Source organism: Reichenbachiella ulvae, assembly GCF_025833875.1.
Classification (GTDB): domain Bacteria; phylum Bacteroidota; class Bacteroidia; order Cytophagales; family Cyclobacteriaceae; genus Reichenbachiella; species Reichenbachiella ulvae.
Window position 1 is genome coordinate 2,906,834 of sequence record NZ_JAOYOD010000001.1, and the last position, 14,391, is coordinate 2,921,224.

At 39.4% G+C, this 14,391-nt stretch carries 15 protein-coding genes; 6 read left to right on the forward strand and 9 right to left on the reverse strand.

All coding sequences use genetic code 11. The annotated features are described in order from the left end of the window. The first annotated feature begins 125 nt into the window (after nucleotides 1-125). The 3 genes from N7U62_RS11595 to N7U62_RS11605 all read left to right on the forward strand — a co-directional run bounded on the left by N7U62_RS11595 (nucleotide 126) and on the right by N7U62_RS11605 (nucleotide 2,694). On the forward strand, nucleotides 126-1,001 hold the full coding sequence (locus N7U62_RS11595) for a helix-turn-helix transcriptional regulator (protein WP_264138135.1): 876 nt from the start codon (nucleotides 126-128) through the stop codon (nucleotides 999-1,001). A 115-nt stretch (nucleotides 1,002-1,116) separates the two neighbouring features. After that, nucleotides 1,117-1,908 carry a methyltransferase family protein gene (locus N7U62_RS11600; RefSeq protein WP_264138136.1) on the forward strand — a complete coding sequence of 264 codons (792 nt, stop codon included), beginning with the start codon at nucleotides 1,117-1,119 and terminating at the stop codon, nucleotides 1,906-1,908. Between the two features lie 192 nt (nucleotides 1,909-2,100). Then, a complete protein-coding gene (locus N7U62_RS11605; protein WP_264138137.1) occupies nucleotides 2,101-2,694 on the forward strand; it encodes a methyltransferase family protein in 594 nt (197 codons plus the stop codon). A 74-nt stretch (nucleotides 2,695-2,768) separates the two neighbouring features. Here the strand turns inward: N7U62_RS11605 and N7U62_RS11610 are convergent, their stop codons facing one another. The 5 genes from N7U62_RS11610 to N7U62_RS11630 all read right to left on the reverse strand — a co-directional run bounded on the left by N7U62_RS11610 (nucleotide 2,769) and on the right by N7U62_RS11630 (nucleotide 8,096). After that, nucleotides 2,769-3,338: a uracil-DNA glycosylase family protein gene (locus N7U62_RS11610; RefSeq protein ID WP_264138138.1), complete on the reverse strand. Its 570-nt coding sequence runs from the start codon at nucleotides 3,336-3,338 to the stop codon at nucleotides 2,769-2,771. 163 nt (nucleotides 3,339-3,501) lie between these two features. Further along, nucleotides 3,502-4,491 carry a S41 family peptidase gene (locus tag N7U62_RS11615; protein ID WP_264138139.1) on the reverse strand — a complete coding sequence of 330 codons (990 nt, stop codon included), beginning with the start codon at nucleotides 4,489-4,491 and terminating at the stop codon, nucleotides 3,502-3,504. A gap of 193 nt (nucleotides 4,492-4,684) precedes the next feature. After that, nucleotides 4,685-5,740, reverse strand: coding sequence for a serine hydrolase domain-containing protein (locus tag N7U62_RS11620; protein ID WP_264138140.1), 1,056 nt, complete (start codon nucleotides 5,738-5,740; stop codon nucleotides 4,685-4,687). A gap of 133 nt (nucleotides 5,741-5,873) precedes the next feature. Next, nucleotides 5,874-6,971 carry a type 1 glutamine amidotransferase domain-containing protein gene (locus N7U62_RS11625; protein WP_264138141.1) on the reverse strand — a complete coding sequence of 366 codons (1,098 nt, stop codon included), beginning with the start codon at nucleotides 6,969-6,971 and terminating at the stop codon, nucleotides 5,874-5,876. Between the two features lie 81 nt (nucleotides 6,972-7,052). Next, the gene (locus N7U62_RS11630) at nucleotides 7,053-8,096 is read right to left on the reverse strand and encodes a helix-turn-helix domain-containing protein (protein WP_264138142.1); all 1,044 of its coding nucleotides are present in this window, start codon (nucleotides 8,094-8,096) and stop codon (nucleotides 7,053-7,055) included. Nucleotides 8,097-8,415: 319 nt separating this feature from the next. On the opposite strand from N7U62_RS11630, the gene N7U62_RS11635 reads away from it, so the two are divergent. Next, the gene (locus N7U62_RS11635; protein WP_264138143.1) at nucleotides 8,416-9,240 is read left to right on the forward strand and encodes a universal stress protein; all 825 of its coding nucleotides are present in this window, start codon (nucleotides 8,416-8,418) and stop codon (nucleotides 9,238-9,240) included. Between the two features lie 897 nt (nucleotides 9,241-10,137). On the opposite strand, the gene N7U62_RS11640 is transcribed toward N7U62_RS11635, so the two are convergent. The 4 genes from N7U62_RS11640 to N7U62_RS11655 form a co-directional block, all read right to left on the reverse strand. Continuing rightward, nucleotides 10,138-10,545, reverse strand: coding sequence for a hypothetical protein (locus N7U62_RS11640; RefSeq protein WP_264138144.1), 408 nt, complete (start codon nucleotides 10,543-10,545; stop codon nucleotides 10,138-10,140). Nucleotides 10,546-11,213: 668 nt separating this feature from the next. Further along, on the reverse strand, nucleotides 11,214-11,426 hold the full coding sequence (locus N7U62_RS11645; protein WP_264138145.1) for a hypothetical protein: 213 nt from the start codon (nucleotides 11,424-11,426) through the stop codon (nucleotides 11,214-11,216). A 129-nt stretch (nucleotides 11,427-11,555) separates the two neighbouring features. Then, a complete protein-coding gene (locus tag N7U62_RS11650) occupies nucleotides 11,556-12,080 on the reverse strand; it encodes a hypothetical protein (protein ID WP_264138146.1) in 525 nt (174 codons plus the stop codon). A gap of 18 nt (nucleotides 12,081-12,098) precedes the next feature. After that, a complete protein-coding gene (locus N7U62_RS11655; protein WP_264138147.1) occupies nucleotides 12,099-12,305 on the reverse strand; it encodes a hypothetical protein in 207 nt (68 codons plus the stop codon). A gap of 99 nt (nucleotides 12,306-12,404) precedes the next feature. Here N7U62_RS11655 and N7U62_RS11660 point away from each other — a divergent pair, with 99 nt between their 5' ends. Then, entirely contained in the window at nucleotides 12,405-13,340 is a 936-nt protein-coding gene (locus N7U62_RS11660; RefSeq protein WP_264138148.1) for an IS1595 family transposase, read from the forward strand. 349 nt (nucleotides 13,341-13,689) lie between these two features. Then, complete coding sequence (locus N7U62_RS11665; RefSeq protein WP_264138149.1) at nucleotides 13,690-14,277, forward strand: hypothetical protein; 588 nt, start codon at nucleotides 13,690-13,692, stop codon at nucleotides 14,275-14,277. The last annotated feature ends 114 nt before the right edge of the window (nucleotides 14,278-14,391 follow it).

The following is a 14,391-nucleotide window of genomic DNA, read 5'->3' on the forward strand; positions in this document are numbered from 1 at the left end:
ATTTAGTCGTTTAGTCAAGGCGGACCCGGATGGGTTCGCCTTTTTTATGCATCGGAGGAAACGCTGCCCTACCATTTATTCTGAAAATAGATTAGGTTTAAAGTAGGGAAACACCTGACTAAACCATGATAAACCTTCATTCCTTTCTCAAAGACGGTCCATACATTCGCAAACTGAAAGTGAGCGAGATGCTTTTTGCAGAATACACCTGTCTTAGGGAAGAAACCCGATTTGGGGTTTGGTCTGACAACAACTACTTCGCTTTTGTCACCTCTGGCAAAAAAATGTGGCGAACCATCCACAATGACTATGATGCCAATAAGGGTGACATTCTCTTTATTAAAAAAGGAGCTAATCTGGTTCATCAATTTTTTGATGATGAATTTTGTGCCATATTCTTATTCATCCCTGACGAATTCATCCAGGCTTTCTTGAAAAAGTATTCGACCTTTCTGGAAGCGCATCAGCCAGACCTATCGAGTCAGGATGCTGTCTTGAGGCTTCATACCAATGAACTGCTGACCAACTATTGCCAATCGATTCAGACCTACCTATCTCTGGATCAGGCTCCCAACGAAGACCTGCTCAAACTCAAATTCGAAGAATTGCTACTAAGTCTCTTTAGCGATAAGCAAAATCAGGACCTCAAAAGCTATTTCGTTTCCCTTTGTCAGGACGAGTTGTACCATCTGACCCGAGTGATGGAAGAAAACTATGCCTACAACCTAAAACTAGAGGATTACGCCAAATTGTGCCACATGAGTCTCTCCAAATTCAAGCAAATATTCAAGGCTCACTACAAAGACACGCCAGCGGCATGGCTCAAAGCAAGAAAACTAGAACTGGCGCACCAAAAACTTCTGCATGGCGAAATGCCCATCAATCAGCTTTCCTTGGAATGCGGATTCGAAGATCCATCGCATTTCATCAGAGTATTCAAGCAGAAATATGAAGTCCCTCCCCTGCAATACCGTCAATCCCTACTGGATCAGGCGAGCTAACCCACAAAAAACTTTTTAGTCTATTTATTAGACTTTTTGTCCTATCAGCGAGGCTCGATGACCCTGTACTTTTGCTTCATTACTAATAGATACTTATCCTAAAAAATTAATGACTATGAAAAAGTACGCCATGTTCGCCTATTCGATCATCTGCTATCTGATAGGCTTTGCATCCATATTGTTTTGGATTCTTTCACTCAACGATTTGATACCAGCCATATCTATTGATAGACCTGTAGAACTGAGTATGCCATTGGCTCTTCTCAAGAACCTGGGTCTCGTCCTACTTTTTGCTGTGCCCCATAGCGTGATGGCACGCAAATCATTCAAAGACTGGATCACAAAACACATCCCAAAACCTATAGAGCGAAGCACCTATGTTTTGCAGGCCGGTCTGCTGCTGGGCCTGCTGGTATGGCAATGGTCACCACTGGGAGGTACAATTTGGACAGTCACTCCAGGCACCCCGCTGTACTACAGTATATATGTTATGTTCTTTCTGGGCTGGGGGATATTATTTCTGAGCACCTTTTTGATCAACCATTTTGATCTATTCGGACTGAGACAAACCTTCTTGGAGTTGCAAAACAAGCCCTACAAAGAGCTTAACTTCAAGGTGATTTCGCTGTACAAATATGTAAGACACCCACTCTATATGGGTGGGATAATGGGGCTTTGGTTTACTCCTGTGATGTCAGGAACCCATCTGGTATTCGCAATCAGTCTGACCGCCTATTTCTTCATAGGAGCTCTGTTCGAAGAACGAGATTTGAAGAAGGCCTTTGGAGAGAAATACCGAGCCTATGCCAACAAGACACCGATGATGATACCACTCACCAAATGGAAGAATAGCTCCAACACATCAACAAGCCTAACTTCGGATCAACTGGCTGAACAAGGCCAGTAGTTCGACACATCAATTACCTGTATTCCCGCCACCATGATAGTTAGACATGGTGGCGATTTTTTTTTACCATTCATCCCTCACTTGCGCACTCGACCTCCTAGCGGAAGCCAGCTAGCAACTTTGCAATCAGGTTGCAGCGATAGAAATCTATCTTTGACCCGTCAATTAAATGTTCACTAAGACTCAGAAGTCATGTATTTGTTCCTTTTTTTCATTTGTTTCTATTTGATCGTTTTCGTGCTTCGTTCCTTGATTGTTTGGAAAAGGACAGGCATCAATCCTTTCACCTTTAGCCGCACAGACGATGCACATAGCTCCAATGGCAATGTTTTCAAGATCATTTCGATTCTGGAATTGACGCTCGTAGGTCTCTACGCGTTCCGGCTGGACTGGTACGATTACCTTCTTCCCTTTTGGTACCTGGAGAGTACCACGCTCGCTTATGTAGGTTGGGGATTGCTCTTTTTTTCTTTAATATGGATTTGGATCGCTCAGGTACAAATGTCTCGATCCTGGAGAATAGGAATCGATGAGGTGAACACTACTGAACTGGTGACACACGGTCTATTTTCATTCTCGCGAAACCCCATCTTTCTGGGCATCATGACAGCCAATTTGGGTTTGTTTCTCATCCTCCCCAATGCCTTTACCCTGCTGATAGTCGCACTATCGACAGTGACCATCAATACGCAGATCAGACTCGAAGAAGCATTCCTGAAACTAGAACATGGGCAACCCTATCTAGACTACCAGAAAAAGACCCGGCGTTGGATTGGAAGTAATTAAAGACAAATCAATGATTTAACTTCTGTTCAAAAGTTGATTAATTGTTAAATCCATTCCTACTTTTCTACTAGTTTTCACAGATACAGCTTCACCCTGGCTTTGAGTGAGGGCAGAAGCTCATCTGTGAACCAGGGATTTTTCTTCAGCCAGATGTTATTTCGGGGCGAAGGGTGAGGCAATGGCAGGTGTTTCGGTAAATAGTCATTGAAATTCCTGACGGTAGCTGTCAGGGTGCCTTTGGCTTTCTCTCCCAGGTAATACTTTTGCGCATAGCTCCCTATCAGCAGTATGAGTTCCAGATCATTCATTTGACTCATCAGTGCCTCGTGCCATTTGACCGCACACTCAGGCCTGGGTGGCAGGTCTCCACTTTTCCCCTTTCCGGGATAGCAAAAGCCCATAGGGATCAAGGCAAATAATTGAGGGTTGTAAAATTCCTCCTCCTTCACTCCTAACCAATCTCTGAGCCTCTCTCCACTCTTATCATCCCAGGGAATGCCGGATTGATGCACGACACTACCAGGGGCCTGTCCGATTATTGCCACCTTGCTCGTGGCATGTGCCGACAATACTGGATTGACACCATGCTGCAGATGGGCCTGGCAAAGCGTGCAATTCTTAATTTCAGCTAACAATGAATCCATGGCGTGAGTCATCAATCAATTCGATAAACTAAACCAAGCTAAAAACTTTGGAGGAAACAAACCAATAGATGTGTATATGCTCTAAAAATAGCACAAGAGAGAAAGTGAGCATTTGAAACTGCGAGTAACAATGATTAATCACGCTTTTCAAAAAGCCATTATTCTATGGATTTTTAGAGCTTGTTATCTGGGCTTTATTCAATTCATTAATTGCTCTTACCAATACGACATCCGTATCACCTTCAACATTGTTCTTAAGGACAATATCAGGCTCAATTCCTTTTCCTTCATAATTTTTCATTTTAGCGGAATAGGCTATTTGATTGGATAGTGTAACTACCCATCCATTACTCAACTTAATTGGTTTCATATGAGAAGTAGCCCCATTGGTGACCCCACCAATCGTTCTGACATATGGAAGTTCTTTCATTGCCAGTACGAATATCTCGGCGGCACTAGCAGTGAAGTCACTTGTAAGAATTAAAATAGGTTTATTGTATTGGTATTTGCCATTGGGCTTTAAGTGCCAAGCCTTGGCTTTACTAAAATTATTTGTCCCTTTAATTCTATCTTTTTTATAATGTCCTATTCTTTTCTTGTCTGCAAATCGACCCGCTATTTGATATAGATATTGATCATTACCTCCTGGGTTAAGTCTAATATCAAGAATAATTCCTTTAGTATCCCTTAATTCATCAAGGGCTTGATTTAACCCTTTTGAGTTTTCTGACATCTTGGAAATCCTAATGTACCCTATGCTATCTGATTTAGAGTATTCAATGACTTGCCGTTTTTTTAAAGGTGCAAACCCATTGCTATACAAAGTACCGTCGACAATATTATAAAAGTCATATTCAGAATACTCCCTTAGAATACTAGTAGAATTTGGGAAATCATTAGAATTACATCGGTTTACTTGGCTTCCAGTTTTATCTATTAGATTAACATGAGAATCTTGAAGTTCTTGAAGTAACTCGCAGCATACCTCAAACAGATTTTCAGGATCAGAATGTTCGTTAATTTGTAATCTGTAGGTATCATAGAGCTTATCCCAGTCTATACCCCTTATTTCAAAACCAGCATATTGCTGTTCAAACTCTGACCACAGTTCTTCAAAAACATCAATAGAGCTAGCTTGTCCGTTTACGTTCATGCATATGAACAAGCAACAAGTCAGAGTTATGATTATTTTCTTCATTTCAATAATTGTAGTGTTACCTCTTGTTATACAGACTTAGTGAATGGCCTATTAGAGGTGATTATCCCCTACGGATCTAAAGATAAAGTTACTTGCTAATCTACGATCTGAAGTAGAGAATAACCCCCATGAAAGTCAATAGATACCATCAGGATTTTCCTAAGTCATATCCAAGTATTGGTAAAATCAGATCCATCATTTCAAACTTAGATATTTTACTTTTTCGATTGTTTAAAATGATAATCGTCGTTTTTCTATCAAGATCACGCCAGAGTAGTGATTGGTTTGCCACCCATTCCCCATTTTTAAAAATAAGATTGTCGTACCCCTTCCAGTACATCCAACCGCCTAAGCTTATATGACTTTCCTCGCCATTGTTATAGTGATGTTTTTCGTAAGCTTTGTTCAAGGTTTCATTGGATATGAGTTTAGTAGAATAAAAAGACTGACCCCATTTTAACATATCATTTGCAGATGCGTAGATGCCTACTCCACCAATATAAGAACCTAAAAACCACTCCTCCTCCTCAAACTTGTCATTGTAGCTGATGGCCCTGAACTTATCCAGGTTTTCTTTACTGACTATAAATGCGTCAGACATTTGCAAGGGTTGAAATATTTCCTCCTTCATAAACTCGATATAATCCTTCTTCGCCACTTCTGAGATTACTTCAGCAAGGATGCAAAACCCTACCACACTAGACTGAAACTGATCGCCCGGCGAGAAAGAGAGCTTTGGTTTTTTCTTCGATAAATATTCTAAAATCTCATTATTGGTGATAAATCCATCCTTGTCCAGGTCTTTGTTATATAGTCTCTTTAGCCCACTTGTCATTGTCATGAGGTGTCTGATAGTTACATTGGGATAAGGAAAGCCTGGCAAATAATTCACAACCCTATCATCATAGTCCAGCAAGCCTCTTTCAGCAAGAATCATAATCCCCATATTCGTAAATGCTTTCGTATTTGATGCAAGGTGCATGGGGGTACTAAGATCCAATTTGATATCGTTTTTTATATCTGCATAACCTACACTTCTACTAAAAATGATTTGATCCTCACTAGCTATTAGAATAACTCCGTTGAAATCTTTGTTTGCTTCATAAATACTTAATTGCTCGTTCAAAGAGTTAAACTCATTTTGAGAGTACAATTGAAAAAAGAGAAGTGAGAAAGTAAAACCAAGGGTTATTTTCCTGAACATTTTTGAATGTTTTTGTATCCCGATAAAATCATAATAACACGCATAAAGCACTCATTACAGCAACTATTATAATGCATTATGAGAACAGTTCCCATTATTTCTCTTATCCCTTTCTCTTACAATTGTCGAGCTATTATTGCTCAAATTCGTCTTTTGCATGTTTTAATAAGGCTATCAGCTTGATTGTTTTGACCAGGTCCCATTGCATAGCCGCTACGATACTATGCATGGCGAGTAAAGTTCGATCCAATGCTCTACCCTCATGCATCATTGTAGAAATCCGGCTTTTAGCCGATTCATAACCCTGTGTATGAAAGATCCCCAATACCTGTATGGTGTTTTCTTCTGGCGTTTTGATTCGAGATTTAGGTGGGTAGCCCAAGGCTTTGACCATTGTTTCGGCCATTGTCCAGGTGGACCAGGGGTTTTGGCCTGTGATCAGGTTTTGATCCTGCACTACATTTTCCAGATACATCTGCCCCTCCTGAAAGTGGGCCCCACAATCCGCCAACTTATCTTCCAGCAGAAAGGGAAAAATGGTCTGGGCATCCGGGATGAGAAACAACTCCTCTTCATTGGTGAAACCGCAGACCTTCCTGTCCGCCAACATGGACCGACCACCCTCCAACCTGACATTAACCAGTGCCGCGGGTCCATGGCACACAGCACCCATCACTTTGCCTGACTGATCAAATGCTTTGACCACAGATTGAATATGAGGATTGTCCGGAAAGTCATACATGGCCCCTTTGCCTCCGGCAAAATAAATGGCATCATATCGAGAGGGTTCCACATCGGACATCGCTAGCGTGTGTCGTATCTTATATTGGGCCGCTGCATCATTAAGAAAGGCATAGTCGTAGATACCCATATCCTCATCGTCGATGATCACGGGTGGCTCTCCTCCTTTTGGACTTGCCACATCCACCTCCCAACCATTGGCCTGAAACACATAATAGGCACGGGATAACTCGGTGAGTTCATAGCCAGTAGGTTTCCCACTTGACCCCATCGTACCTGCGCTGGTCACCACTGCCAAAATCCTACCTCGATATTCCACAGGGTTTTCATTCAAGTAAGGAATTGATTGAACCTGCGACAGTCTTATATTATTTTCTTTGTCAGGTGCTGGAATCAAACTGAAGAACCAATATCCAAATAGGAAAACTATCAGAACCAATCCAAGGATGGTGACAAGAGATCTTTTCAAGATTATTTTAAATCGTGACATGCTTTTCATTTTTTTTGAAGCAAATCAACGATCGAAAACACTCAATTGCTTTTCAAATGATCATTTCGTCAGAGCAATAGATCATTCAGTCAGCTGATTCCTGTATGCCAGAGGGGTGAGCTTGGTTTGTTTTTTGAAAGCCGAATTGAAACTCGAAAGACTGTTAAAACCCACTGCATAGGCGATAGCCGAGATCGTCAGGTGATTGTTTTCTGGCTCCTTAAACAACCCTATGGCCTCCTCCACTCGATAATGGTTGACATAGGCATTGAAATTCTTCTGACTCATCTGATTGATAACCATCGATAGCACCTGCGTACTCACATGCAACGACGCACTCAAGGACTTGAGCGTGAGTGCTGGATTCTTGTATTGCTTTTCGTCTACGACAGCCCTCTGTACTCTAGAAAATAAGATTTCCATTTGTTCGTCCGATATTCGGGTAGTTTTGTATTTGTCCTGATTGGCCTCATCCAGATATCCCCTGGATATGACCACAAAACTCACCACATATGCCACGAGGGAATAGAGAATCGGCCCTACGATATAGGGAATCAAGTCATCAAACAAATTGGTAAAGTATGCCAACCAAACAATCAACAGACCATAAAAGAGCCACAACATTAGTTGATAAGTCTTGTCTGACAACCCAATCTTGCGCTGTTTGGACACGTACAATCGGGTCCAGATCAGGTAGAATAAGAAATGACCGTAGTAGCTAAAAAAAAGAAACACAAAAAACATGATAGGCAAGGCCTCCATGTCTTCCTCATGTATCCAGAAACCAAAAAGAATGGCAAAAATGCAGGGTACAAAATGCAGCCATAATTTTCGCGTCCATACAAATGAACGATCTATACTGGCCCTGGCATAGAGATAAAACAACGGGCCAATGGCCATCATGGTCCCTAAACCGATAAAGATGAATTTGGCATCCAGATTTTCCAGAAATTCCAGAAAGACAGATTTGCCCACTCGAAACGACAAAACAATCAAAAGAGTAGCCAGAAGTCGGTTGGCCAAACGGTTGCCCTTAGGATATGCCCATAAAAATATGGCCAGAAACAAACCATGGATCACTCCCAGTCCACTGATGATAATAAGAAATAATTGACTTGCAGGCATGGTTTGTTTGAATCTACCGTGAAGATAGAAAGGTAAATCGAAAGTCAACAGTTCAATTGCAGGAAGCTATCTTGCTCTTTGGTCTATCCCAGTATCATTGTCCTCTTCGATTAGCATTGCCCCTCACATAATTCGTTGAATAAACCTATTGCCCCTCCATATGCTATGCATTCCGTTGACTTTACTATGTGCAACTAAATTCACACCATGTGCAAGCAGATACGCAACCGCAACTCGCCAATCTGGCGCTATCACCTCCTATGGCTGATGGCATTGTCTTTTCACTCTATCACCTATTAACTCCTAAAATAAAACCATCATGAAAACATTACTCACAACAGATTTTACAGACTCGTCAAAGAACGCGATAGATTATGCCATCCAACTACTCTCCAAAGAAGACCAGGTGAAGTACAAATTAGTTCACGCCCACAAGCCTATGGTTAGCTATAGTGGAGAAAAAAGTATTCCCGTGCTGGAAAACCCAGCTTTGAAAGACAAGTTGAAGAAGGAATTGGAAGAAATGCAATGGAACCTGAAGGATGAGTACACGATCGACGTAGAGCCTGAACTGAAAAGAGGTGGGGTCTATGAGGTCGTCCACCGACTCGAAAAAAACGACTCAAGCCACGATCTGGTGGTCATGGCTACTCGAGAAAAATCCTTTTTCGAACGCATGACTTTTGGCTCTAACACACTGCAAGTGGCACAAAACGCCGAGACACCCGTGCTGATCGTACCCCGTGAGGCAAAAAGCAAAAGCCCCAAAACCATCGCTTTTGCCACAGATCTGGAGCCTCTCCACATCCCCTATACTTCACTGAAGCTGGTCAAAGACCTGATCGACCAACACGATGCGGCCCTGGAGGTAGTACATGTCTACGAAAGTGAGGAAGAAAAAGAAAAATCTGTATCCATGAAAGACACCGCCATGCACCGCTATATGGAGGAGATAGAACACAAACATGTATCCATGATCAACGAAAGCGTGTACGATGGGATCATAGACTACATCTCCAAACACAAACCCGACATGCTAGTGCTCATTCCAAGGGATCGCAATTTCTTCGAACAGCTATTCGACAAAAGTGTAAGCAAGCAAATGGCCAGGGATACGGATATTCCTTCGCTTGTTTTGAACTAGGGCACTTTCCTTAATATTGACACAGTTTACTGAATAGACCTCATGAGGCCTGGTGGAATAGAATCTACAACTCAGAAAATGCCTGTCTTCAAGTGGAAAATGACCATCCACAGCTAAAAAATGGACATCCTCAGACAAAAAATGTATGCCGTAGGCTAGAAAATGACCATCGCCAATTGGAAAATGCCTATCCTCAGCCAGAAAATGACCACCATTGAGTAAAAAACGTGTGCTCTCCATCAGAAAATGACCCTCCTCGGTCAGAAAATGAGTACCCCTCGTCAAAAAATCACCCTCGTCAACTAAAAAATGAGTCTCCTCATTCAAAAAATTCAAAGCCCTAACACCAAATGATCAAGGTACTTTTTCGAAAATGGAAGGGTTCTACAGTCGCCCCATTATTTGGGAGAGAAAATGGGGAATTATGCGTGGTGACCGGCTGTGCTTTGGGGAGTAAGAATGATGCGTTATTCCTCTTACCCAAATATGCGCTATACTCTCAGTTGCGATTTAATGACAGTTATTGATGATGCTCCCTTTCTAAAAGGGGGCCAGGGGGATTAGTACGGAAATCAAATTCACTGAAGATAAGCAAGTGCAGTTGAAAACTACTCTTAGTGGGGGTTAGTAGACAATCCCTCCGCGTTGCAAACGCTAGGCTCGGTCATCCTCGTTGCGCTCCGCTAAACGAGGACGAGTGGGTAAGTATTTTCAGGATTCTCTTTTGATTGGAATTATGATCCTCTAACGCCACTGTAAGAATCGTGGCTGATTTAAAGATATAAACTTTCAGTTTACCACAGAGTCAATCCAGCGGATTGACGGCCCAGCTACAACAGCCAAAGCCACGATAACTCACTCACCAGCCATGACTGCACATATTATGTTATGCACTTTTTACTCTACTTCTATATCGTAGATTTCGTTTCGATAATTCAACCTAACTGGTTTGACTGTCATGGTATCAAAAGCATCCATACTTACGGTCATTTCTTTGCTGAGTTCATCTTCCAACCTGAATGCATACCTGATGTCTTTTGGCAAGAGTTGTTTTAAACGTTCATCTGAAAAAGTCAATGTAAGAGAGACTGAATCTGAGAATTTTTCGACTGCTAATTTGGGGCTTGGCAACTTAGGTGAGACAAATTTAAGTATCGTGGAATCCTTACCATTTTCAATTATTGTTAGTTCAAATGATTCTGCACTAGGTTGAACTACAAACCTATAAGGATCAGAACTATGGCGAAGTAATCTCCCATTTGACGGTTCGAAAGTGTAGTTAGCAGAAGAGTCATGTGGTTCCATTACCAGTTCATAGCCACAATTCTGATAAATGGTATCGTTCGTGTACGAATGTATCCTAAATCTTTCAGTTTCTATGACTGTGGTTTTATACTTTGTTGAATGAGGAATATCGATTCCTTTATGGGAACTTGAAGAGGTCTCGCACCCTATAAGCAGACAAATGGTTGAAATGATTAAAAGAATTCTACTCATGTGATAGTTGTGCACAACATCCGAATATAAGCAATGCACTATATCTACATTACATCCAGTGGGAACTTACTTACAAATTGGGACAATAAATTTAAAGGGATAAAATAAGCCCTAGGATTAGTAGGTTTTAACCAAGGGCTTGTGATAAGATACGATCTGGTAGTTATTTTTTATTGAAAGTATTTAAAATACTCCAAAAGGATTTTAGCAGCTATTAGGGCTAACGACACCCACTTAATAGCACAGTCCTGCCTACGTTTGTCAGACATGGTATTTGGTTAAAGATTAACTCAAACGATCTGTATCACCCTTTAAAAATAAAGAAGAGATTAACATGGGACAAGAGAAAGCTATATCAATAATAACCCTTTACAATAACTATGAAATTGCAGATGAAATAAAAAGCCTTCTAAAAACAAAGGGGTATAAGGTGACCTTTGATGATTCTAAGGTTGAATCGGAATATGCAAAACTATCTATCCTTGTTCAGGCAGGAAACTAAGCATTGTATCAATTGAAGTTATTACTCCTCCCATCTCATAAGCATCATAATGAGCCATTACAGTAACTTCGAAGGCTAGGGGTAAATTAAGGCCTTCCTTAGCCTTCATTATTTTACTTTTTAATTCTGCCTTTTCTTTCAGGCTATTGGCTTGATAATATTTGTAAATAAGCTCTCTTAATTCCATAAGTTCTTTGTTTTATTGGTTTCTAAAGATAATTAGACTTTTGACGAAAAGTTTGAGATAGGTTCAGATCTGGGGTGATTAGTAGTTAGGGCGTAAGATGGTAGAGTTGAAAAGCAAAACACTAATCACTCACCTATTTTCTGCTAAATCTATTAATTCATTTAATTGGTGATAAATTTTATTTTTACTATCAATGAAATCACTAATGACTTTTGAATTTAGTATTTCGGTTTCCATTACAAATCTACCCTTCTTTGTGCTTGACCAATAAAGATGTATTGTATCATTATCAAAGTCAATTATTTTCTCTGGCACAAGCATTCGTCTATGTGCAACCTTATTTCTAATATTCATTAAGTCGTCAAGAGACTTTAAAAATTTAGGATGTTTCTTTTTAAAGTCTATAAAGTGAGTGTTTAATAAATATGAAAGTATTTGAAACTTAGAGGAAAAGCTAATTCCAGAGCTTTTATGAGCAATTAATATATGTAAATCCTCTGATCTGATTTTGTCATTATTAGTAAAGTATCCACTAATCAATAAGTCAATTCCAGTTTCAATAAAAATTGTTTCATGTATAATTATGCCCCTGTACTTTGAGCATAAATCAGCCATGTTTTTGAGAATTTCATCCCGTTCTACTTCATTATTCATATTTGTATGTTTGGACTATTAATAACTCCTCACTTTCTGTATAGAATACCCTTTAGCATCTATTCTATCTGCTTTCTTTTTGGACAGAAAGGAATAGCTAGGAAAGTCTTTACCTTCCATGAATTTACACATTCTAGTAAGGCTACCAAACACACCCAGCACAGTATCATTTTCTAAAAGCACAAACTTGGTTTCGTTCTTTTTTCGCTCTTGATATGTTGTCATGACTCAAATATATGATAAATAATCCGAATAAATTATCATTATTGTTTGTGAATGATAAAATAACCGACTATAATAGCATTATAGTTAACAGATAGAGCCATGAACTTTAAATCACTTCCACAGCTTTTAGATTACTTCAAAGAAGAAGAAACTGGTAAAGAGTATTATGCTAATATTCGTTGGGCTGGAAATCCTACATGTCCTCACTGCAATACTGATAAGGCATATGTAACTACTAGAGGCTATAAGTGTAGAAATAGTGAGTGCTACAAGAAGTTCACAGTTAAAACAGGAACAATATTCGAGAACTCTAAAATCCCTTTTAGAATCTGGTTTGCAGCTATCTATTTAGCTACTTCTCATAAGAAGGGTATTAGTTCAGTTCAACTATCTATTGACTTAGGAATTACCCAAAAGACTGCGTGGTTTGTGCTTCATAGAATCCGTGAAATGTTGAAAGATAAAGCACCTCAAATGCTAGGAGAAAACAATACAGTAGAAGCAGACGAAACTTATATAGGAGGTAAAGAAGGAAACAAGCATTACAGCAAAAGAAGATCAGAAGAAAACCCTGCATTGCTTAATAATGGTGAGGTGTTTAAGGATAAAAAAGTAGTACTAGGAATAATAGAAAGAAGTGGTAGAGTAGTTCTAAAGCATGTTCCAAGAGCAACTAAAACAAACCTTCAAAACTTCATCAAGTCTAATGTATCAAAAGACTCAACTCTTTATACTGATGATCACAAAGGATACACTGGATTAGGAAACATCTATACTCACGAAACAGTTACTCACAGCCTTCAAGTATATGCAGAGGGTGACATACATACCAATACAATAGAAAGCTTCTGGAGCGTTCTAAAAAGGGGCTTGTACGGTGTTTATCATCAAGTGAGCGAGAAGCACCTAGAAAGATATTTAGATGAATTTTCATCTAGGTTTAATGCAAGAGATTTGAAATCTGAGGAAAAGATTAAAACCTTCTTGCATCAGAGCGAGAGTTATTTGAGTTACAAAAGGCTTATTGCAAAATAAGCCAAAGCTTAATTGATTATATTTGAAATATGTCAGACAAAAAGAAAGAAAAGAAACCGACAAAAAAAGAACTAGAAGAGAAGATAGAAATCAAAGGAAGCTTTGATGATGTTTTAAAGGCTTCTACTAAGAATACTAATAAAAAGTAAGTCGGTGATAGCCGTATGTCAGGAGCATCATAGAGGAAGATACGACTATGAATATTGACAGCTTACAAATCGCTCTTTGACAAAAGAGCTAGGGATTAATAGTTAACTCTATTCCTTTCAGGTAGGCAGTTTTGATCTGCTTAATTCTTAGCGATTGTAAAAATTAGAATAGATCGTTTAACTTGTTAATAGGTAGTAACATGAGAATAAACGATTTATTAATGTTCTGGAAGAAAAGAAAATCCAATAGGCAAGAATGGAGGTTTGAGAAATTCGTTGAAGAAAATTATAAAAACCTAGACATTGAATTTTTAAAATTCTCATTTGATCAAGCTGAAAAATTGTTGATAGAGCTTGATAGAGTGAGTGAACAAATTACTGACAAGGCACATAAAATATTAGGAATAGCTATAACTATTCTAATAATTTGCTTCGGATACATTTTTAGTAATGAAAGCGAGGAAATACTTACCCTTGCTGCTAAAATGTCAATATTACTAAGTCTGTTTTCATTAATTCTTCTCATACGACCGCTGTGGTCTTATGAAACGCATGTTATAGGGTCTAGCCCATCAAAAATTATGGGAGTAGAATCATTGCTTAAATCAAAGCCGGAAAATCAATTGAAAAACTTACTGTATAGTGAGTGCCAACAATATCAAACTAGAATAACCTTTGTCAGCGCTTCAAATAATAAACGACATAAAAACGTTAATTGGGCAATGATATTTTTACTTCTTATCCCCCTGACTCTTATCGCCTCCAGATTGTGGTTTTGGTGCATCTGATCTTTCACCTTTCATAATGGACTCATTTGTGGGAATGTTTATCGGCTTGTCTTCTTCTTCTGGCATAACGATAATATTTAGTGTACCTAAATTTATAAAAAATCATTCACAACT